This is a genomic window from Actinomadura macra NBRC 14102 (assembly GCF_001552215.1).
Classification (GTDB): domain Bacteria; phylum Actinomycetota; class Actinomycetes; order Streptosporangiales; family Streptosporangiaceae; genus Spirillospora; species Spirillospora macra.
Window position 1 is genome coordinate 67,844 of sequence record NZ_BCQT01000014.1, and the last position, 18,899, is coordinate 86,742.

Sequence of the window (18,899 nt, forward strand, 5' to 3'; positions counted from 1 at the left end):
TGTCGTACGGCGTCCCTAAGCTGGGAGGGGCGCCGTAGGGAGGGGAGGGCCAATGACGTTCACCGGCTTCACCAGCAAGGCGTTCGAGTTCTACGAGGGCCTCCTGGCCGACAACAGCAAGTCCTACTGGACGGCCCACAAGGCGACCTACGAGCAGCACGTGCGCGGGCCGATGACGGACCTCTGCGCCGAACTCGAAGGGGAGTTCGGCGCCGCCAAGCTGTTCCGCCCCTACCGCGACGTGCGGTTCAGCAAAGACAAGACCCCGTACAAGACCCATCAGGGCGGCCACACGGGCGAAGGCTTCTACGTCCAGATCGACGCGGACGGTCTCCTCGTGGCCGGCGGCATGTACGCGCCCACCCCCGAGCAGCTCCGCCGCTATCGCGCGGCCGTCGACTCCGACGCCTCCGGCAAGGCACTCCAGGCCATCGTCGACGACCTCCGCTCCTCGGGGATGGAGATCGCGGGCGACCAGCTCAAGACCCGCCCCCGCGGCACCCCCGAAGACCACCCCCGCCTGGACCTCCTGCGGCACCGCTCGCTGTACGCCCACGAGGGCTGGCCCGCCGATCCCTGGATGCGGACCTCCGAGGTCGTCTCCCGCGTCCGCGGGTCGTGGCGGCGCCTGCGTCCGCTCGTCGACTGGGGGAACGAGCACATCGGCCCGGCCGACTCCACGCGCTGACGCGGCCGCCCCGCCGGCCCGTCCGAACGCCCTCACCTCGGCCCTTGGCGCCGCCCGCGCGAACCTCGGGAATCGTTTTGGCCCAGGTCTCCGGGTCCTGTATTCTCCTTGAGGCGCGAGCGACCGGCCGGAGACGGCCAGAGCTCCGTACCACACTGGGGTATGGTGTAATCGGCAGCACGAGTGATTCTGGTTCACTTAGTCTAGGTTCGAGTCCTGGTACCCCAGCTGCGTCCATTCACATGGACAGGCCCCCGTCGTCTAGTGGCCTAGGACGCCGCCCTCTCAAGGCGGTAACGGCGGTTCGAATCCGCTCGGGGGTACGGTGGCTCACGTCACTCACAGTTCTTCTTTTATCGCTCAATTCGAGTCCCGATCGCCGTCGCCGGTGTTCGGGGCTTTTTGTCGCTCGGGCACCGGGAACCGGTTCGAGGTGGGGGCCGGTGTCCGGTAGGCTGGGCGAGGCCCGAGCGGGAGATCGCAAGGGTTCACAGTCCGGCCCCCGTCGTCTAGTGGCCTAGGACGCCGCCCTCTCAAGGCGGTAACGGCGGTTCGAATCCGCTCGGGGGTACATACCAGAAACCGCAGACCGCCATCGTGGGCGATCTGCGGTTTTTCTCATCACCGCCGGCAGAGGATTCGGTCGGGAAATCGAGCCGGTGGATCGGCTCGTGACGTTCGGCGCGGCACGGTGAAGGTGGCGGCGAGGGCCAGACCCCACCTGGGTGCGCTCAGCGGGTGCAGGCCACGCTCATGCGATACGGACCGTCCGGGCCGCAGATAGAGCAGATCCGCGCCTCGCCAATCCGACCGGCACACGGTAGAAGAAGGCGGTGGACGGCAGCCGAGCGTTGAGGGGCGTCGCCCAACCATGGGGCGCGCAGGTAATGGCCACCGGCATCATCTCGGTGGGTCTGCGCCTCGCCGGCGCACTGTGGGCCGCGCGGGGCCTGATGCTGGTCACCGCCGCGTTGTGGCTCGTCCTCGCGATGACGTTCGCCGGGCTGCTCCTCGACGGCACACGCCGGGAGGCCCTGTCCGCTCCGGCCGCCCTGACGAGCGTGGCGGGCACCGGCGTCCTCGGAAACGGGATCGCGCTCTCCGGTCACTCCGCCGTCGCGGTCGTTCCCCTCGCCCTCACCACGGTGCTCTGGCTGCTGCTCCTCCCGCGTGTACTGCGCCGCCTCTCCCGACGCCTCCCGGGCTCGGCATACCTGGTGACGGTCGCGACGCAGTCGGTCGCCGTGCTCGCGGCGACGCTGGCCACCCCGCTCTCGGCCCCCTGGCTGGCGTGGCCGGCCGGCATACTGCTCGGCGCGGGCCTCATGCTGTACGTGCTGGTCCTCACCCGTTTCGACTTCGACCAGATCCACCGCGGCGCGGGCGACCACTGGGTGGTCGCCGGGAGCCTGTCGATCTCGGCGCTCGCCTGCGCCAAGGTCACCTACGCGGCGGACCGTCCGGAGCCGCTGGAGTGGCTGACGCTGGCGATCCTGGCAGCGGCGCTCGCCTGGTACTGCGTGCTGGTCGCCTTCGAAGTCCTGCGTCCGCGCCCCCGCTACGATCATCGCCGCTGGTCAACGGTCTTTCCGCTCGGCATGACGGCGGTGAGCGCGATGACGGCCGCCACGGTCTGCGCCGTCCCCTGGCTCACCGCCGTGGGCGAGGCGCTCCTCTGCCCCGCCGTGCTCGTCTGGCTGATCGTCGCGTGCGGCACCGTTCGCCAGGCCTTCAGATCAGACGGAACCGACGGTCGCTTGTGCGCGGAGGCCCCGGCCGCCGACATCCCGCGGCAGGGGCCTCCGTGAACATCAGTGGTGAGCAGCCTCACGGGGACGGGCGTGAGTCGAGGGGCGGTGGGAGAGGCGGCCCGGCCACCAGAAGTGGCGGCCGGTGTCGAGGGCGAGGGCGGGGACGATGATGGAACGGACGAGGAAGGTGTCGAGCAAGACGCCCAGGGCGACCAGGACGCCGATCTGCACCATCATCGTGATGGGCATGACGCCGAGGACGCCGAACGTACTGGCCAGGACGAGTCCGGCGCTGGAGATGACGCCGCCGGTCAGGCCGAGCCCGCGCAGAATCCCGGTGCGGTGGTCGTAACGGGCGACCTCCTCGCGGACGCGGGAGACGAGGAACAGGTTGTAGTCGACGCCCAGGGCGACCATGAACAGGAAGCCCATGAGGGCGACCTGGGTGTCCAGGGCCGGGAAGCCGAACGCGTAGCGGAAGAGGAGCCAACCGGCGCCGAGGGCCGCGAAGTAGGACGCGACGACGGTTCCGATGACCAGCAGCGGCGCGACCAGGGCCCGCAGCAGGGCCATGAGGATCAGCAGTACGACGCCGAGGACGAGCGGGATGACGATGCGGCGGTCATGGGCCTGGGCGTCGGCCAGGTCCAGTTCGCTGGCGGCGCCGGCGCCGACGTTCGCGTGCGGGACGGCCTGGCGGATGCTCTTGACGGTGTCCCTGGCGGCCCGGCTGTCAGGCGGTGCGGTGAGGATGACGTCCGTTCTGGTGAGGCGGCCGTCGGTGCTCGGTTGGGGTCGCTCGACGCGAGCGACGCCGGGGACGTTGTGCAGCGCGGTGGTGACGGGCGTGCCGGAGATGACCTGGATCGGGCGGGTCTGGTCGCCGGCGTAGTGCTCGTTCAGGAGCCGTTCGCCGACGGTGGAACTCGGGGTCGTCGTCAGGAAGTGCTCGCGGTCGAGGCCGGTGTTGATGCCGAGGGCGCCCGCGGCGAGGCCGGCGAGGACGGCCGTGCCGGCGACCCAGACGAGGCGGGGACGGGCGGCCACGCGGCGGCCGATGCGGTCCCAGACGCCGCCCCCGGCGGGCGTGGTGTCGCCGTGGCGGGGGATGCGGGGCCAGAAGATCCAGCGGCCGAAGATCACCAGCAAGGCGGGCAGCAGCGACATGACCACGACGAGGCCGCCGAGGACGCCGATGGCGCCGATCGGCCCCAGTGCGTAGTTGAACCCCATCTTGGCCGCGAGCAGGCAGAGTAGGCCCAGGCACACCGTGGCCGCGGACGCGATGACCGGGGCGGCGGCCCGCTGGAGGGCGACGCGCATGGCGTCGTGCCGGTCGGGGTGACGGCGCAGTTCCTCGCGGTAGCGGGCGAGGAGGAGGAGCGCGTAGTCGGTCGTGATGCCGAAGACGAGCGCGTTCAGGATGGCGGACATGCCGTCCGCGACGTAGAGGCCCGCGTGTTCGGCGAGGAGGTACACGACCGCGCTGGTGACCTGGAGTGAGATCGCCGCGTTCACGAGGGGCAGCAGCCACAGGATCGGGCTGCGGTAGGTGATGAGGAGGACGGCCGTGACCAGGACCATCGTGATGATGAGGAGCAGCTTGTCGATCTTCTCGAAGGCGTCGCCGACGTCGAGGGCGGAGCCGGCGGGGCCGGTGAGGCGGACCTCCAGGCCCGGCGGCGCGTTCTGCTCGATCCGGTCGCGGATCTTCTCGGCGTTCGCGGAGAGGTCGTCGTCGTCCGAGAGCGGGACGTTCAGCATCAGCGCGCGTCCGTCGCGGGACGGAGCGGGTGGTGCGATCGGGCCGCCCGCGACCGGCGCCAGGGCGCGGCGATCGGCTTCGGCGCGTGCGCGGTCGGCGGGGGTGATCCCGGTGTCGCGGACGTAGGCGACGATTCCCGGCGCCAGCTGGCCGCCCGCGAAGCGTGGCGTGAGCTCCTCGACCTTCGTGGACTGCGCGCCGCGCGGCAGTTCGGCGGTCGACTTGCCCTCGACGACGTCCGGGAGCTTCCCGGCGAAGGGGACGGCCACGAAGACGATCGCGATCCAGAGCAGCAGGATCGCCCATTTGGTGAGGCGCCCGGTGGGGAGCGCGGCGAGTTTGCGTGAGAGCAGCACGAGGTGCTCTCCTTTCCGTGGAGGTGTCGTGTCGCGGTGAGCACGCCGGAAGGCGTGGTGATGCGGGGCTTCCACCCGCCCGGGCCGCCGAGCTGCAACTCGGTGGCCCGGGTCTAGTCGGTCCGGTCGTCCTCCTCGGTTATCTCGGGGAACGCCAGGAGCCTGACGAGCAGGGTGCGCGCGTCCGGCGGCGGGTCGCCGTCGACCTGCTTGTAGCGGTACAGCAGTGCGATGTAGTCCTCGAAGAAGGGGCGGACCTGCTCCATCGTCAATGTGACGGTGGAGAAGGAGAACAGCAGGGCGTCCGCCCACGCGCCGAGGTCGTCGCGTGCCCGCTGGAACCGGGCGAGCTGCTCCCACTCGTTCGCGAGTTCCAGTCGGGTGAACTCCTCCACCGCCTCGCGCATCCGCGATGTCTGCTCGCTGTAGCGGGGGAGTCGCCGGTCGGCCGCGACGACGCGCCACCAGCGCTCCCGGCCGCGGCCGAGCTCGGGGACCTCCTCGATGAAGCCGTGCCTGGCGAGCTGGCGCAGGTGGTAGCTCGTCGCACCGGTGCTCTGGCCGAGCGCGCGGGCGAGCGTGGTGGACGAGACGGGACCGCGCCGCATGACCTCCGCGATTCGCTGCCGCAGCGGGTGCGCGAGGAGCCGTACCTGACGCGGGTCGGTGATCTCCTCGGGCGGCGGTTGATCCGTCATGCCCAGGACGCTATGGCTTGCCAAGGGTCTTTGCAACGATTCTTGGCAAGGTTCACCGGACGGGGTGAGGGCGCTCGCCCCGGCACGACCTGAGGGGGAGGACCGACCTCACTCCGGGGGCCGAGAAGTGTTTCCGTGTCCTTGGCTGACGGGCGCGGCCACGGTCAATTAAAGTCATTGGGCAGTTCGAGGAGGGAAGGGGACCAGGTGGGCACCGTGCAGGAGACCCAGCCCGGGGCGACGTTGGCCGAGAAGGTCGAGTGGCTCATCCGCAACCTGTGGCCCACCGACGCGGAGCCACCCCGCAACAACGTGGAGACGGCCGGCGCGATCGCCCGAGCCACCGGTGAGGACATCTCGTCCACCACGGTATGGAAGCTGCGCACCGGGCGGCAGGAGAACCCCCAGCTCAAGACGCTCACCGCGCTCGCCACGTTCTTCGGCGTACCGATCGGCTACTTCGGCTTCCCGGGCGAGGTGGGCCCGATCGACGAGGACCTCACGCTCAAGGCGTTGCGCCGCGACGTCGAACAGGGCGTCATCCGCCCGGAGGTGCTGCGCGCGCTGGTCGACCTTTCCCCCGAAGCCCGCTGGGTCGTGGACGAGATGATCCTCGGCGCCGCGGCGGCCGATCGGCTGCGTTCGAGCAACTCCGGTCCGGAGGGCTCGCCTGGCGGCTCGCTCCCCTGACCGTGCTTGGGTGAGCGCGACATCGTTTCGCGATCTTCCCGGTGGGCCTCGCCTTCGGCTTCGTCTCACCGCTCGATAGCGCTCTCGCGTGACGGCTGAGGCGCTGCGAAAAGACCGTGCGGGAATGGGAGGGGGTGTTTCCGGGGAGGAGGAGCACGTAGCCGCCACCAGGAGGGACGATGCCGCCGTATGCCGTGGTCCTCTCGGTGCTCGGGCTGGTCGGGGCCGTTGTCGCCGGGATCTACGCCGTGTCGTTTCTGGTGGCGCCGCCTGGGGTGACCTGCGCGGGGCCCTTTCTGTCGGGTGGGCGGCCGGTCGAGCATGCCCTGTCGCGGTTTCACGTCCGCTGGTACGCGGTGAGCATGATCTTTCTCGCCTTCGACATGGAGATGGTCTTCATGTACCCGTGGGCGCTCGTCGTCGCGTCCGTGGGGGCGAAGGCGGTGGTCGAGATGTTCGTCTTCCTCGCCCTGCTCATGGTCGGCGTCCTCTACGCGTGGCGGGAGGGCGCGCTGCGATGGGCCTGAGGGAGGGGCTCGCGATGGACCGTCCGTTCGTGGTCTCGGCGGCGGACGGGACGCGGGAGCGGCTCGTGGTCGAGGCCGATCTTCGCGCTCGGGGCCGCCAGCAGGCGCTCTCACCTGCGGAGACCGGGTACCTGGTGGTCTGCGGGAGCCCCGGCGCGGTGTTGGGCGAGGCCATCGAGACGGTGTGGACGGACATGCCCGAGCCTCGTGTTCGAGCGGGCCGCTCCCTGGCGGACCCGTCCCCGTCGGGTGAGGTCGCGATGGCCGATCGGGCGGACGACCGCGACGGGTTGCGGCTGGACGTGCTCCACGTGCCGCTCGGTCCCGTCCTTGCGCATTGGCCTGCGGGATTGAGGCTGGACCTGGCGGTGCAGGGAGACGTCGTGCAGAGCGCCGGGGTGGCTCTTGTCGACACCGCGAGCGGGTCGTTCTGGGACGAACCATGGCGTGTGGGGGGCGAGGGGGACGCCGAGCGGCGGCGGGCGGCGTCCCATCTCGACAGCGTCGCGCGGCTCCTGCACGTGGCAGGCTGGGCGGGGGCGGCGCTGCGGGCGGCCGACCTGCGCGACGCGGCTCTGGGGAGAGTCCCGGATGATGCGCTTCTTCGGCGGTTCGTGCCGTTCGCCCGCAGGGTCGGACGGTCGCGGGTCCTGCGGTGGATGACGCGGGGGCTCGGCGTCCTGTCGGCGGACGAGGCGGAGCGGCACGGGGCGGGCGGTCCCGCGGTGCGCCGTCCGGGTGATGTGAAGGAGCGGCTGGACGGCTGGCTGTTCGAGATCGGCCGCGCGTTGGAACGCTCCGGGCCCGCGGACGAGGGGCCGCGCGGGCCGGTCGGCGCCGCGTCCGGGCAGGCGCTGGCGGCGCTGCTGCCCGCGCTGGTCGAGGGCGCGGACCTGGCGGCGGCCCGGTTGATCGTCGCCAGCCTCGATCCGGATCTCGCCGATGGTTGAGGTGCTGGTGCTCGGGGTCCTGGCGCTCGCGGCGGCCTTCCTGGACGCGGTGCTCGCGGACGGGCAGAGCGGGGCCGGCGTGCGGGCCTCCGGGGCACCGTTGCGCGAGGCCGGCAGGTTGCTGACGCAGCAGCGGCGGACGACGTGGCGGGCTGACCGGCTGCTGGTGCGGGTGGGAGTGATCTCGCTGCCGGTGGCGGCGGCGCTGGCGGCGCTCGTGGTCCCGTTCGGCGACCACGTGGCGGTGGACGTGCCGGTCGGGGTCGTGTGGTTCAACGCGATGGAGGTCGTCGCGTGGGCGTCGGTGTGGCTGGCGGGATGGGGCGCCAACTCGGCGTTCGCGCTGGTCGGCGGGTACCGCTTCCTCGCGCAGGGCCTCGCCTACGAACTGCCGCACATGTTCGCGCTGATCACGGCGGCGCTGGCCGCGCATTCCCTGGACCTGCGCGAGATCGCCGCCGCGCAGGACGGCCTGTGGTTCGGCGCCTGGATGCCGGTCGCGTTCGCCGTCTACCTCCTGTCGGTGCCGGCCATGGCGTTCTGGGGGCCGCTCGGTCACCCGGTGGGGGCCGATCTGGCCGGGGGCGCCATGGCCGAGCTGTCCGGCCCTGACCGGCTGGTCTTCTCCGCCGGACGGTACGGCCTGCTCACGGTGGGAGCGGCGGTCGCGGTCCCGCTGTTCCTCGGCGGCGGAGCGGGGCCCTTGCTCCCCGGCTGGCTCTGGTCGCTGGTGAAGACGTCCGCGGTCCTGGCCTTGCTGGTGTGGGTGCGGCGGCGCGTGCCGGTCCTGCGTATGGACCGGTTCATGGAGGCGGCGTGGACGGTGCTGATCCCGGCCGTCCTGTTTCAGATGCTCATCGTCGGGATCGTCGTCGTGAACTAGCGCGAGTGGGCCGGTGGCAGCGGGAGGGGACGCAGCGGGAGGGGACATGGAGACGGTCGCGTTCTGGGTCCTGGGCGTCGCGGCGGTCGGGGCCGGCGTGGCGGTGTTCGTCGTGGACTCGATGGCGCGGGCCACGTTCGCGCTGCTCACCTCGTTCCTGTGCACCGGAGGTGTGTTGCTGCTCGCCGGGCTGCACTATCTCGGTGTGCTGGTCATCCTTATGATGATCATGGAGATGCTGGTGATGGCCGTCTTCATGATCATGTACATGATGAATCCGGCCGGGCTGATGCCGATGACGATGCTGCACAACACGCGCGGCGCGCTCGCCATCGCGGGTGCCGCGTTCGCGGCGATGGCGGCCGGGATCGTCACCGTTCCGTGGCCGGAACGCCGGGGGAGCCCGCCACCCGACCCCACATTCGCGCTGGGCGAGTCGATCATGGGACCGGCGATGCTGGTGATGATCGTGATCGGCCTCGCCATCCTGGCCACGATGATCGCCACCGTGGTGCTGGCCACGGACCGCGGACGCTACGACCGGGACGGCGCGCAGTGAGCCTCCAGGCGTTCCTGCTACTCGCCGCCGCGCTGTTCTCGGTGGGGCTGTTCGGCGCGCTCTCGCAGCAGTCGGTCGTGATGCTGCTGATGGGCCTCGAACTCATGATCAACGGGCTGCTGGTCGCGGCGGCCGGATTCTGGCTGCGCGTCTCCCCGTCCGGCGCGGACGGGCAGGTCCTCGTGCTCGTCGCCATCACCGTGATGGCGCTGGAGATGGCCATGGGGTTCGCCGTGGTGACCGCGCTCTTCCGGGCCCGCGACGTGGACGTCACCGACGACGCGGGGGATCTCAAGGGATGATCTTCGCTGTCTGCGGGACGCCGTTGCTTGCCGGGGCGCTGCTGTTGCTCGCGGGGCGCCGTGCCGACCGCGCGGCCCCGGTGGCGGGCGTGGCCGTCGCGGTCTTCGTCCTCGGAATGGCGGTCACCGCGGCTGTCACCCGTCCGGTGGCGCGGTTCGCGTTGCTGCCGGGATGGCCGGGCGGCCTGGCGGTGGACGCCCTGTCCGCCGTGCTGGTCGTGACCGTCGCGTCCGTCCTGGTGGCGATCCTGATCTACGCCGCGGGGGAGCGGTACGGGGCCAGGTTCTTCGGGCTCATGCTGGTGTTCGCGGGCGCGATGCTGGTCACGGTCACCGCCTCCGACCTCGTCCTGCTGCTGATGGGCTGGGAGGTGATGGGCGCGATGTCCTACGCGCTCATCGGTTACGTCTGGCAGGACGCGGACCGCGTGCGCTCGGCGGACCTCGCCTTCCTCACCACCCGGACTGGTGACGTCGGCCTCTACGCCGCCGCGGGCTTCGCCGTAGCGGGCGCCCACTCGCTGAGCCTCGAAAGCCTGCCAGGAGCGAGTTCGCCTTGGCGCGACCTCATCGCAGGTGGCGTCGTGCTAGCCGCGCTGGGAAAATCGGCACAACTGCCGTTCTCGTTCTGGCTGTCCAGGGCGATGGCCGGTCCGAGCCCAGTGTCGGCACTCCTGCACTCGGCGACCATGGTCGCCGCCGGCGCCTACCTCTTGCTGCGCCTGAACCCGCTCTTGGCAGCAACCGGCTGGGCGGACATGTTCGTCGCCTGGGCGGGTGCCCTGACCGCACTGGTTCTGGGAGGGGTTGCACTCGTCCAGGACGACCTGAAGCAACTCCTGGCCGCGTCCACATGCGCGCAACTCGGCTTCATGATGCTGGGTGCCGGGGTCGGCTCGGTGGTCGGTGGCGCGTCCCTCCTTGTCGCCCATGCGGCGGTGAAGAGCCTGCTGTTCCTGTGCGCAGGCTCCTGGCTGACCTTCCTCGGCACGAAACGTCTGGGCGAACTGTCGGGGGCCGCCCGTCGCCGCCGCGTGGTCGGTCTGACATTCTCCGTGGGCGCGCTCGCCCTGGCCGGTCTGCCGCCCTTGTCGCTCTGGGTCACCAAGGACACCGTCTTGGCGGCGGCAGGGGAGCGCTCGTACGCCCTGCTCGTCGTCGGTTTGGCGGCCTCCGCGTTGTCCGCCGCCTACACCGCCAGGGCATTGCGCATCGTCTGGCGGCCCGTCCGGACGGACGGGAGTGACCATGAGGGCGTGCCGGAGTGGCTGCCGCTCACACTGCTCGCCGTCGCGTCCTGCGTCCTCGGCGCCGTCCCATGGCGGCGGGTTCTCGACGGGCCGCAGGAGATCACACCGGACGCCTGGGGAGCGGCCACGGCCGGGACGCTCGCGGTCGTCACCATGGTGGCTGTTCTTCTCGCCGGTCGTGCGTCGTTCCTGGTCTTCTCGGTGTGCGCGCTCGCCGTGTTTGGTGTGCTGGCGGTGATCGGGCCGCCGGAGACCGGCGCGGCCGGCGCGCTGGCCGCGGGGGCGATCGTCGTCGCCTGGACGAGGCCGCGGCTTGCGGCATCCGGGTGGGGCCTGGGCTGGCTGTGTCTGGAGCGAGCCGCCGAGGTCGCCGTGGTGCGTCCCGTGTTCGGCGCGGCGCGGGCGCTGGCGCGGTTCGACGACCGGGTGGTGGACGGAGCCGTCCGCGGGGTGGCCCGCGGCGGGGTCTGGGCGGCGGGGCTGGCCGGACGCGGGATCGAGGTACGCGTGGACGGCCTGGTCGGTGCGGTCGGGCGCGCCACCCGGGGGCTCGCCGCGCTGGCACGGCGCCCGCAGACCGGGCAACTCCACATGTACTACGCCCAGGCCGCGGTGGTGCTCGCGGTGCTCATCGTCGTCGCGGTCCTGGCGGGGTGACCGTGCTCTCGCTGCTGATCTTCCTTCCGCTGGCCGCCGCGCTCGGGGTGATGGCGGTCCCGCGCCGGGCGGTGGCGTGGACGTGGGTGGTCGCCGGCGTCGCCGAGCTGGCGCTCGTCGTCGCGATGTGGATCGGGCACGGGACGCGGCAGGGGATGTCGTATGAGACGGATGTCCGCTGGATCCCGTCCGTTGACGCGGGGTACCACGTCGGCGCGGACGGGCTCTCGCTGCCGCTGCTCACCCTGACCGCCGGGCTCTTCGCGGCGTGCGCGGTCTACTCGCTGCGGCAGGAGCACCGGGTGCGCGAGTTCGCCGTCCTGTTCCTCTTCTTGGAGACGGTGTGCCTCGGGGTGTTCGCGGCCCTCGACCTGCTGCTGTTCTTCGTCTTCTTCGACCTGTCGATCGTCGGCATGTACTTCGTGATCCTGCTGTGGGGTCACGGCGAGCGCGGATGGTCGGCGCTGAAGTTCTTCCTCTACACCTTTCTCGGGTCGCTCGTCCTGCTGCTGGGATTCATCGGCCTCTACCTGGGCGCCGACCCCCACACCTTCGACATGGTGGAGCTGACCCGCACGCCGCCGCTGGACGGGTCGCCCGGCCTGGCCGGGCTGACGCTGCTCGCCGTCGGGATCGGCCTGGGCGTCAAGACACCGGTCGTCCCGTTCCACACCTGGCTGCCGCCCGCGCACACCGACGCGCCCGCCGCCGGGTCGGCGATCCTCGCCGGGGTGATGCTGAAGATGGGCACGTACGGGCTCGTCCGGATCGCGATGCCGATGTTGCCGGACGCATGGCGCCGCCACGCCTGGGTGTTCCTGGTGGTCGGCCTGGTCAGCGTCCTGTACGGGGCGCTGGTGGCCCTCGCGCAGGAGAATGCCAAGCGGCTCGTCGCGTACACGTCCGTCAATCACATGGGGTACGTCGTCCTGGCGCTGGGCGCGGCCGGGTACGCCTCCGGCGACGCCGACGCACGGCGTCTGGCCGTGACGGGTGCGGTGACGCAGATGGTGAGCCACGGACTGGTGACCGGTGCGCTGTTCCTGCTGTGCGGGGTGCTGTACGACCGGGCGCGCAGCTACGACCTCGGACGGTTCGGTGGCGTCGCGGGCACCGCGCCCCGCTTCTCCGCGCTGCTCGCGGTGGCGGCGTTCGCCTCGCTCGGCCTGCCGGGACTGTCGGGTTTCGTCGCCGAGTTCCAGATCTTCGCCGGGACGATCGGGAGCGGTACCGCGGCGGCGGTCGCCGGCGCCCTGGCGGTGCTCGGCATCCTCCTCACGGCCGGGCTGTTCCTGCGCGTCCTGCACCGTGTCCTGACGGGCGCGCCCGGCGAGCTGACCGCCCGGGTCACCGACCTGCAGCGGGCCGAGGCGGGAGCCGTCGTCCCCCTGCTGGCGCTGTCGCTGCTCATCGGTGTCGTCCCGCGCGTGCTGCTGGACACGATCGAGCCGCTGTCGGCGGCGGTGGTCGCCCTGGTGGGGCGGTGATGAACGAGAATCCGGCCGATCTCGCGCCGGAGCTGTGCGTGCTCATCGCCGCCGTGCTCGGCCTGGTCAACGGCATCTTCCTGCCCCGCACGCGGCAGTGGCGGGTCGCGCTGATCTGTGTGGCCGGGCTGGTCGCGGGGCTGGTCGCGGCCGCCGTCGCCGCGACCCGCGCCGATCTCATGGCGTTCGCCTCCTTCGAGATCGACCCGGTCACGCACGTCACCCGGTTCACGGTCCTCGGCTCGACGCTGCTCGTCATCCTCCTCGCGGCAGGGCCGGTCCCTTGTCGGGAGGTGACCCCGCACACCCCCTGGAAGGGACAGGTGCGCGGGCATCCGCGCGAAAGCGAACACTACGTCCTGATCCTCCTCTCGGCGCTCGGCACGCTGGCGCTCGGTGCCTCGTCCGATCTGCTGGTGCTGGTGAGCGCGTATCTGCTGGCGAGCATCCCCGCGTACGCGCTCGCCGGTTTCGGCAAGGACCCGCCCGGTACGGAAGCCGCGCTGAAGTACTACCTGATGGGCGCGTTCCTCGGCGTGCTGATGCTGACCGGTGTCACCCTTCTGTACGGGGTGGGCCGGGGCACGTCCTACATGGTCCTGAGGGAGAACCTGGGAGACGCCCCGGCGGCCGCCATCGCGGTGGGCGTCGTCGCGCTGCTGGCCGGGCTGCTGTTCAAGGCGGGCGCTGTCCCCGGGCACTTCTGGGTTCCGGACGTGGCGGAGGGGGCCTCGCCTCCTGTCGCCGCGCTCGTCACCACCGTCCCGAAGATCGGCGCCTTCGCGGCCCTCTACCGGATCGGCGCCGACGCGCTGCCTCCCGGCGCCGCCGGATGGCCCGTCCTCATCGCGGTGGTCGCGGCCGTCACGATGACACTGGGGAACCTCGCCGCGTTCGGCCAGGACAACGTCCGGCGGCTGCTGGCCTATTCGACCATCAGCCAGGCCGGCTACCTGATGGTCCCGGTCGCGATGGCAGGGCGGACCGACCTCGCGCGGCCCGCCCTGCTGTTCTACCTCGCCGCCTATGCGGTCACCAATCTCGGCGCGTTCGCCGTGGTCGTCGCGACGGGACGGGACGACCTGCCCGGCTACACCGGTCTTCTCCGGGCCTCGCCGCCCCTCGGCCTGTCCCTGATCGTCTGCCTGCTCGGCTTCATCGGGACACCCCCGACCGCCGTGTTCGTCGGAAAGGTCCTGATGTTCGGCGCCGCGCTGGACGGCCACTACACCTGGCTGGCCGTGGTCGCCGCCGTCAACACGGTCGCGAGCGTCTTCTACTACCTGCGCTGGATCGTCCCCCTGTTCGGCCGCCCGGCCGGGAAGACGCCATCGCCCTCGGGACGCATCGCCACGGCGGTGGCCGTCGCCGCCGCGCTCGTCTCGATCGCGCTCGGCGCCGGCAGCGGCATCGTCCTGGCCATGTGATCGCCTACGGTGCGTAGCGGCGGGCGAGGGTGCGGAACGCGTGCTTCGGCTCCCAGTGCCCGGTGGCCTCGTAGCCGCGGCCGGACTCCGGTGGCAGCACCTTGACCAGCGCGAACCCCGCCATGTCGAGGTCGCGGCGGGAGTCGCGATAGTGCGCCGAGTCCGCTTCGATGAAGTCGTAGACGAACGCGCCGTACATGCCCTCGGCCTGGTAGATGTCCAGCAGTTCGGAAATGTAGTGGGACTGCACCCGCTCGTCGCGCACGTACCCCGCCGGGACGACGGGCGGGTCCTGCGTCCAGTCGATGATGTCGAAGCCCATCCCGCCGCGCTTCTCAGCGCCCCGGTACGTGCAGCAGCCGAACTCGGTGATGACGACCGGCTTGCCGAACCGGTGCAGCGCCCGCACCTCCTGGACGTAGGTCGCCTCGTTCGAGGCGTCCCGGTACAGGTCCACGCCGACCACGTCGAAGCGGCGCCAGGCGACCGCCTCCCAGACCCCGGACGTGTAGGTGAGGTGCCCGCCGAACAGCGGCCGGACGGTCCGTAGCGCCCGTGCGAGGAACGCGTTGAGCCGCTCGTTGTAGCCCGCGCCGGCGGGGGTTTCGAGGTTGGCCGACCGCTCCAGGTAGTCGTTCCCGGGGACGAGACCGGACATGAAGATCGTCAGCTCGCAGCCCACCGAGATCCCGACACCGGGATGGGTGCGGCGGAGCCGCTCTGCCGCACGGGCGACGGAGGACAGGAACGCCAGCGTCGTCGGCGCGTCCTGGTCGAACTGGCGCGCCTCGATCCACACGAACAGGCCCTCGTCGGCCGCGCAGCGCGCCGCCAGCATCAACCGGCCCAGGTCCGAGCCGAGGAGGATCAGCGCGTTGCAGTGCAGGTCGCGGCGGATCGCGCGGATCTCGCGTCGCACGTACTCGGGATTCCAGACCTCGCGCTCGGTGTCGTAGTTGACCCCGTGCTGGGGCAGCGGCCGCCGGGTGGTCGCGGCGCGCACGGACGGGACGGACGCCGTGTAGGCGAACGCGGCCGCGGCGGCCGTTCCCGCGAGCATGGTCCGGCGGTTGATCGGCACACGTGGCATTGCTCGGCTCCTCGCTGGTCGGTCCGCCCGATAAGCGAGTCTCGTCCCGACGGCCCGTCCGGGCAGCGGCCATAGGTGGCGGTGTCCGCGACCAAAGTCGACGGGACCGCGCCCGAAGGTCGATCAGGCGAGCAGGCCGCGCTCCTCGGCGAGGTCGAGGGCGGCCCGGGCGGCGGGCGCGAGCAGGTGCCGCTCGCCGCGCCCGACATAGCGGTACTCGTCGACCTCCCCGGCCGCAGCCATCGCGCCGCTGTAGGACGCCGTGAAGCACGCCATCCGCACCCGTGCGAAGTCGGGCTGGTCGTGCGCGGGGGCGCGGACCACACCCAGCTCGCGGAAGGACGCCTCGTCCAGCTCCAGATCGAGTTCCTCACGAACCTCGCGGGACAGCGCGGACCAGTCGCTCTCACCCGGTTCCCGCTTGCCGCCCGGTAGGTACAGCAGGTCACGGCCTCGTGAACGGACGGCGAGCATCCGGCCGCCCGACACCTGCACCCAGGCGACGACGTCGAGCTCCATGCGGGTCAGTCTGCCAGCCCGATCGTGACGGCGCCGTCCGGGCCCAGACCGAACCGCTCGGCGGCCGATCCCTGGTTGACGGCCAAGCCGAGCCGCCCGGACGAGTCGACCCACAGCAGCGGCTCGCCCACCGGGACGCTCCCGAACGTTTCCGCGAACGCGACCCGCTCGGCGCCTCCGGACCAGCGGACTTCCAGCGCGGCGCCGTACTCCAGAGCGCCGAGGGCGGCGGTGAGGTCGTCCGGGCCCGCGTTCAGTATCAGGCTGCCGAACCGGTCGACGTACAGCGGGGCGGCGATCAGGGCACGGTCGCCGATCTCCGGCGCCGCGACGTCGAGGGGGAGCGGCGCGGCGGGCGGGCCGAGCTCCGCGACGTCCACGCCGAGGGCGAGATGTGCGGCGGCAGGGGAGAAGACGTCCCGCCCGTGAAAAGTTGTGGACACCGAGGGCAACCGGTACGCCGGGTTCTCCAGGACGTGCGCGCGGATCACGCCGCCCACCTCCTCCGCCGCCGGGACCAGCAGCCCGTTGTCGGGTCCGACGAGCAGGTCACCGCGTCCGGTCTCGATCGCCAGCGGACGCCGTGGCGTGCCGACGCCGGGATCGACGATGCCCAGGTGCACGCCCTTCGGCAGGTAGGGGAGCGCCTGCCGCAGCAGCATCGCGCCCTCGGCGACGGCATACGGCGTCACCTCGTCGGAGAGCACCAGCACGGTGGCGGCCGGCGCGATCGAGTAGACGACCCCCGCGCAGATGGCCGTGTAGGCGGCACCGAAGTCGGTGGTGAGGCTGACGAAAGGACGGGCATCGGGCACACGACGACCCTACGGCGACACGTGCCTCGGAGCGTCTCGCGGAAGCGTCCCTTGGCGGGATGTTCAGCCGGGGAGCCCGGAGAGGACGCCCACCAGTCCCAGCAGCATGGTGAGCCCCGTCGTGATCAGGATGGACAGCGGATCGGTCACCGTGGTGCCCGCTGCCACCCGGCGCCGCCGGTTCCGCAGAGCGGCCTGGGAACGGCGCAGGAGGAGCGCCGACCCGCCGCAGACGACCGCCGCCGCGGTCGCAGCCCCCGGAGTCGACGGGGCGAACCGCACGCACAGCAGCCCGCCGACGATGAGCGCGAGCGTGGTGCGCGACCATGCCAGCGCCGTCCGCTCCGGTTGCGCGCCACGGTCCGGTGCCGGGCTACGGTCCGGTGGCGCGCCCGGACCCCCGGTCATCGGGTGGCCAGGATCGCCGCGAGCAGCGTCAGCGCCCCTATCGCGAGGCCATAGGACATGATCGGTGCCAGTGCCGGGGGCGGCAGCGTCTCGGCGCGGCGGAGCGCCCGTTCGGTCCGGAGCCAGCGGCGGAAGGCCAGCGCTGCCACGAGCGCGCCGGTGGCGGAGAAACCGATCGCCAGGCCGCCGCGCAGCGGGGCGTCCAGCAGATCCCCGCTGAGGGCGGCGCCGATACCGCCCGCGATCAGTGCGAGGGACGTGCGGATCCAGGCCAGGAAGGTGCGTTCGTTCGCCAGGGAGAAGCGCGGATCGGGGTCGGTGCCTTCGGCCAGCAGGCGATCGGTCCACCTGCCGCCCGGGGGGTCCGGTGGTGCGGTCATCGAAGGGTCACTCTGCAATGCTCGTTGTGCGGGGGTGGCGACCGCCACCCCAGAGCATTCATATTAGGCGAACAAACGGACATTTAATTCCGACATAATGGGCCGGAATTAACGACAATTCCCAGGTCAGCCGGTACCGAAGCGGCGAGCCGAGGCGTCCTCCTGGGCGAGCCGGTGGAGCGCCGTGAGGACTTGTTCGTACAGGACGGTGGAGACCAGAAGCGAGTGGACCGTCCGCGCACGGGGCATGTCGGCGGCGACCCGGCCGATCTCGTGGTCGGCGACCTCGGTCGCGGCCTTCACGTAGGGCCGCAGATCGGTCAGCGTGATCGGGAAGCCGAGCTTGCGCAGCGCGACGAACGTGTGGGCCAGCAGATCGCGGGCGGGGGCGCGGTCGGTCACGGTCCAGCCGAGCTCGCGGACGAGGGCGTCGACGTCCTCGCGGGCGGCGCGCCAGTGCGGGTCGTGCGGGGCGGCGACGTGCGGGCCGATGGCGGACTGGGTGGTGCCGAACAGCTCGTGCAGGCTGACCTCGTCGTCCTCGATGGCGGCGATGATCTGCTGGATCGCCGCGACGGGCAGATCGCCGACGTCGCGTAGCGCGCTGATCAGCCGCAGCCGCTCCAGATGCGGGCGGCCGTACTCCGAGCGGGTCGCGCTGACTGACGAGCCCTTCGGGAGCAGGCCCTCCCGGATGTAGAACTTGATCGTTTGGACCGTCAGGCCACTGCGATCACTGAGCTCGGAGATCTGCACCGCTCACCCCCTTGACTGGAGGTTAACGCTATCCAGGGTGACCCATTGGATACTGTCACTATCCAACGGGCTCACATGGTCAAGACCAGATCCGTCCTGGAACGGCCTGCCCTGGGGGCGCGCGGCGGCGCTGTCAGACCGTGGCGGGCGCATTGTTGGACGCCGTGTCAGGAGGCGGTGCGGCGCATGCCTTCGGAGATCTTCTCGGCGGCGGCCACGACCGGGCCCGCGTGCAGCCTTCCCGGGGCGCGGGTCAGGCGTTCGAGGGGGCCGGAGACGGAGACGGCGGCGATCACCCGTCCGCCGGCGCCGCGGATCGGGGCCGAGACCGACCCGACGCCCTGCTCCCGCTCGCCGATGCTCTGCGCCCAGCCTCGGCGGCGGACGGACGCCAGCGTGGTCGCCTCGAACTTCGCGCCGCGCAGCCCGCGGTGCAACCGGTCGGGCTCCTCCCATGCCAGCAGGATCTGCGCGGCCGAGCCCGCCGTCATGGGAAGGGCGGCACCGACCGGGATCGTGTCGCGCAGGCCGCTGGTGCGCTCGGCGGACGCCACGCAGACCCGGACGTCCCCCTGACGGCGGAAGAGCGAGGCGCTCTCGCCGGTCAGGTCGCGCAACTGGGCGAGGATCGGCTGGGCGATGGCCAGCAGGCGGTCCTCGCCCGCCGCGACCGCCAGCTCGGCCAGCCGCGGGCCCAGGATGAAACGCCCCTGTGTGTCCCGGTGGACGAGACGGTGGTGCTCCAGCGCGACGGCCAGCCGGTGGGCGGTCGGGCGGGCCAGCCCGGTGGTCTGGACGAGCTGGGCGAGCGAGGTCGGGCCCGCCTCCAGGGCGTTCAGCACGAGAACCGCTTTGTCAAGTACGCCGACTCCGCTAGAGTTGTCCATGACTTGATATTGCCGTCTCGCAATTTGAGATGCAAATCGGGGATGAGCGGGAGT

General features: G+C 71.5%; 20 protein-coding genes and 3 tRNA genes. 14 read left to right on the forward strand and 9 right to left on the reverse strand.

Annotated elements, in window-relative coordinates:
- The first annotated feature begins 52 nt into the window (after positions 1-52).
- The 5 genes from AMA02S_RS23175 to AMA02S_RS23195 all read left to right on the forward strand — a co-directional run bounded on the left by AMA02S_RS23175 (position 53) and on the right by AMA02S_RS23195 (position 2,496).
- The gene (locus tag AMA02S_RS23175) at positions 53-688 is read left to right on the forward strand and encodes a DUF2461 domain-containing protein (RefSeq protein WP_067461500.1); all 636 of its coding nucleotides are present in this window, start codon (positions 53-55) and stop codon (positions 686-688) included.
- Between the two features lie 156 nt (positions 689-844).
- Positions 845-916 (forward strand) — tRNA-Gln (locus AMA02S_RS23180).
- A gap of 22 nt (positions 917-938) precedes the next feature.
- Positions 939-1,011, forward strand: a tRNA-Glu gene (locus AMA02S_RS23185).
- Between the two features lie 175 nt (positions 1,012-1,186).
- Positions 1,187-1,259 (forward strand) — tRNA-Glu (locus AMA02S_RS23190).
- A gap of 262 nt (positions 1,260-1,521) precedes the next feature.
- Entirely contained in the window at positions 1,522-2,496 is a 975-nt protein-coding gene (locus AMA02S_RS23195) for a tellurite resistance/C4-dicarboxylate transporter family protein (RefSeq protein ID WP_245667756.1), read from the forward strand.
- Positions 2,497-2,499: 3 nt separating this feature from the next.
- Here the strand turns inward: AMA02S_RS23195 and AMA02S_RS23200 are convergent, their stop codons facing one another.
- Together AMA02S_RS23200 and AMA02S_RS23205 are read right to left on the reverse strand one after the other, a co-directional pair.
- A complete protein-coding gene (locus AMA02S_RS23200) occupies positions 2,500-4,560 on the reverse strand; it encodes an MMPL family transporter (protein WP_084265507.1) in 2,061 nt (686 codons plus the stop codon).
- A 113-nt stretch (positions 4,561-4,673) separates the two neighbouring features.
- The gene (locus tag AMA02S_RS23205) at positions 4,674-5,258 is read right to left on the reverse strand and encodes an ArsR/SmtB family transcription factor (protein WP_067461502.1); all 585 of its coding nucleotides are present in this window, start codon (positions 5,256-5,258) and stop codon (positions 4,674-4,676) included.
- 207 nt (positions 5,259-5,465) lie between these two features.
- Between AMA02S_RS23205 and AMA02S_RS23210 the strand changes: the two genes are divergently transcribed.
- The 9 genes from AMA02S_RS23210 to AMA02S_RS23250 all read left to right on the forward strand — a co-directional run bounded on the left by AMA02S_RS23210 (position 5,466) and on the right by AMA02S_RS23250 (position 13,990).
- Positions 5,466-5,948, forward strand: coding sequence for a helix-turn-helix domain-containing protein (locus tag AMA02S_RS23210; protein WP_067461503.1), 483 nt, complete (start codon positions 5,466-5,468; stop codon positions 5,946-5,948).
- A gap of 179 nt (positions 5,949-6,127) precedes the next feature.
- The gene (locus AMA02S_RS23215) at positions 6,128-6,475 is read left to right on the forward strand and encodes an NADH-quinone oxidoreductase subunit A (RefSeq protein WP_067461504.1); all 348 of its coding nucleotides are present in this window, start codon (positions 6,128-6,130) and stop codon (positions 6,473-6,475) included.
- Between the two features lie 14 nt (positions 6,476-6,489).
- Entirely contained in the window at positions 6,490-7,425 is a 936-nt protein-coding gene (locus AMA02S_RS23220) for a hypothetical protein (RefSeq protein WP_245667757.1), read from the forward strand.
- The gene (locus tag AMA02S_RS23225) at positions 7,418-8,308 is read left to right on the forward strand and encodes an NADH-quinone oxidoreductase subunit H (protein WP_067461506.1); all 891 of its coding nucleotides are present in this window, start codon (positions 7,418-7,420) and stop codon (positions 8,306-8,308) included. Before AMA02S_RS23220 ends, AMA02S_RS23225 begins: the two co-directional genes overlap by 8 nt.
- Positions 8,309-8,354: 46 nt before the next feature.
- The gene (locus tag AMA02S_RS23230; RefSeq protein ID WP_067461507.1) at positions 8,355-8,867 is read left to right on the forward strand and encodes an NADH-quinone oxidoreductase subunit J; all 513 of its coding nucleotides are present in this window, start codon (positions 8,355-8,357) and stop codon (positions 8,865-8,867) included.
- On the forward strand, positions 8,864-9,169 hold the full coding sequence (gene nuoK, locus AMA02S_RS23235; protein WP_067461508.1) for an NADH-quinone oxidoreductase subunit NuoK: 306 nt from the start codon (positions 8,864-8,866) through the stop codon (positions 9,167-9,169). Before AMA02S_RS23230 ends, nuoK begins: the two co-directional genes overlap by 4 nt.
- Positions 9,166-11,076 (forward strand): NADH-quinone oxidoreductase subunit 5 family protein, encoded by a 1,911-nt coding sequence (locus AMA02S_RS23240; protein ID WP_067461509.1) that lies wholly within the window; start codon positions 9,166-9,168, stop codon positions 11,074-11,076. The genes nuoK and AMA02S_RS23240 overlap by 4 nt, the downstream gene beginning before the upstream one ends.
- Positions 11,073-12,563 (forward strand): complex I subunit 4 family protein, encoded by a 1,491-nt coding sequence (locus tag AMA02S_RS23245; protein ID WP_245667759.1) that lies wholly within the window; start codon positions 11,073-11,075, stop codon positions 12,561-12,563. Before AMA02S_RS23240 ends, AMA02S_RS23245 begins: the two co-directional genes overlap by 4 nt.
- Positions 12,563-13,990, forward strand: coding sequence for an NADH-quinone oxidoreductase subunit N (locus AMA02S_RS23250; protein WP_067461510.1), 1,428 nt, complete (start codon positions 12,563-12,565; stop codon positions 13,988-13,990). Before AMA02S_RS23245 ends, AMA02S_RS23250 begins: the two co-directional genes overlap by 1 nt.
- A gap of 4 nt (positions 13,991-13,994) precedes the next feature.
- On the opposite strand, the gene AMA02S_RS23255 is transcribed toward AMA02S_RS23250, so the two are convergent.
- The 7 genes from AMA02S_RS23255 to AMA02S_RS23285 form a co-directional block, all read right to left on the reverse strand.
- Positions 13,995-15,080: a glycoside hydrolase family 113 protein gene (locus AMA02S_RS23255; protein WP_067461511.1), complete on the reverse strand. Its 1,086-nt coding sequence runs from the start codon at positions 15,078-15,080 to the stop codon at positions 13,995-13,997.
- Between the two features lie 123 nt (positions 15,081-15,203).
- Positions 15,204-15,599 carry an NUDIX hydrolase gene (locus AMA02S_RS23260; protein ID WP_067461512.1) on the reverse strand — a complete coding sequence of 132 codons (396 nt, stop codon included), beginning with the start codon at positions 15,597-15,599 and terminating at the stop codon, positions 15,204-15,206.
- A 5-nt stretch (positions 15,600-15,604) separates the two neighbouring features.
- Positions 15,605-16,414: an SAM hydrolase/SAM-dependent halogenase family protein gene (locus AMA02S_RS23265; RefSeq protein WP_067461513.1), complete on the reverse strand. Its 810-nt coding sequence runs from the start codon at positions 16,412-16,414 to the stop codon at positions 15,605-15,607.
- A gap of 63 nt (positions 16,415-16,477) precedes the next feature.
- Positions 16,478-16,822: a DUF202 domain-containing protein gene (locus AMA02S_RS23270; RefSeq protein ID WP_067461514.1), complete on the reverse strand. Its 345-nt coding sequence runs from the start codon at positions 16,820-16,822 to the stop codon at positions 16,478-16,480.
- The gene (locus tag AMA02S_RS23275) at positions 16,819-17,202 is read right to left on the reverse strand and encodes a YidH family protein (protein WP_067461515.1); all 384 of its coding nucleotides are present in this window, start codon (positions 17,200-17,202) and stop codon (positions 16,819-16,821) included. Before AMA02S_RS23275 ends, AMA02S_RS23270 begins: the two co-directional genes overlap by 4 nt.
- 126 nt (positions 17,203-17,328) lie before the next feature.
- Positions 17,329-17,958 (reverse strand): MerR family transcriptional regulator, encoded by a 630-nt coding sequence (locus AMA02S_RS23280; RefSeq protein WP_067461516.1) that lies wholly within the window; start codon positions 17,956-17,958, stop codon positions 17,329-17,331.
- A gap of 167 nt (positions 17,959-18,125) precedes the next feature.
- A complete protein-coding gene (locus AMA02S_RS23285; RefSeq protein ID WP_067461517.1) occupies positions 18,126-18,845 on the reverse strand; it encodes an IclR family transcriptional regulator in 720 nt (239 codons plus the stop codon).
- Positions 18,846-18,899: the final 54 nt, after the last annotated feature.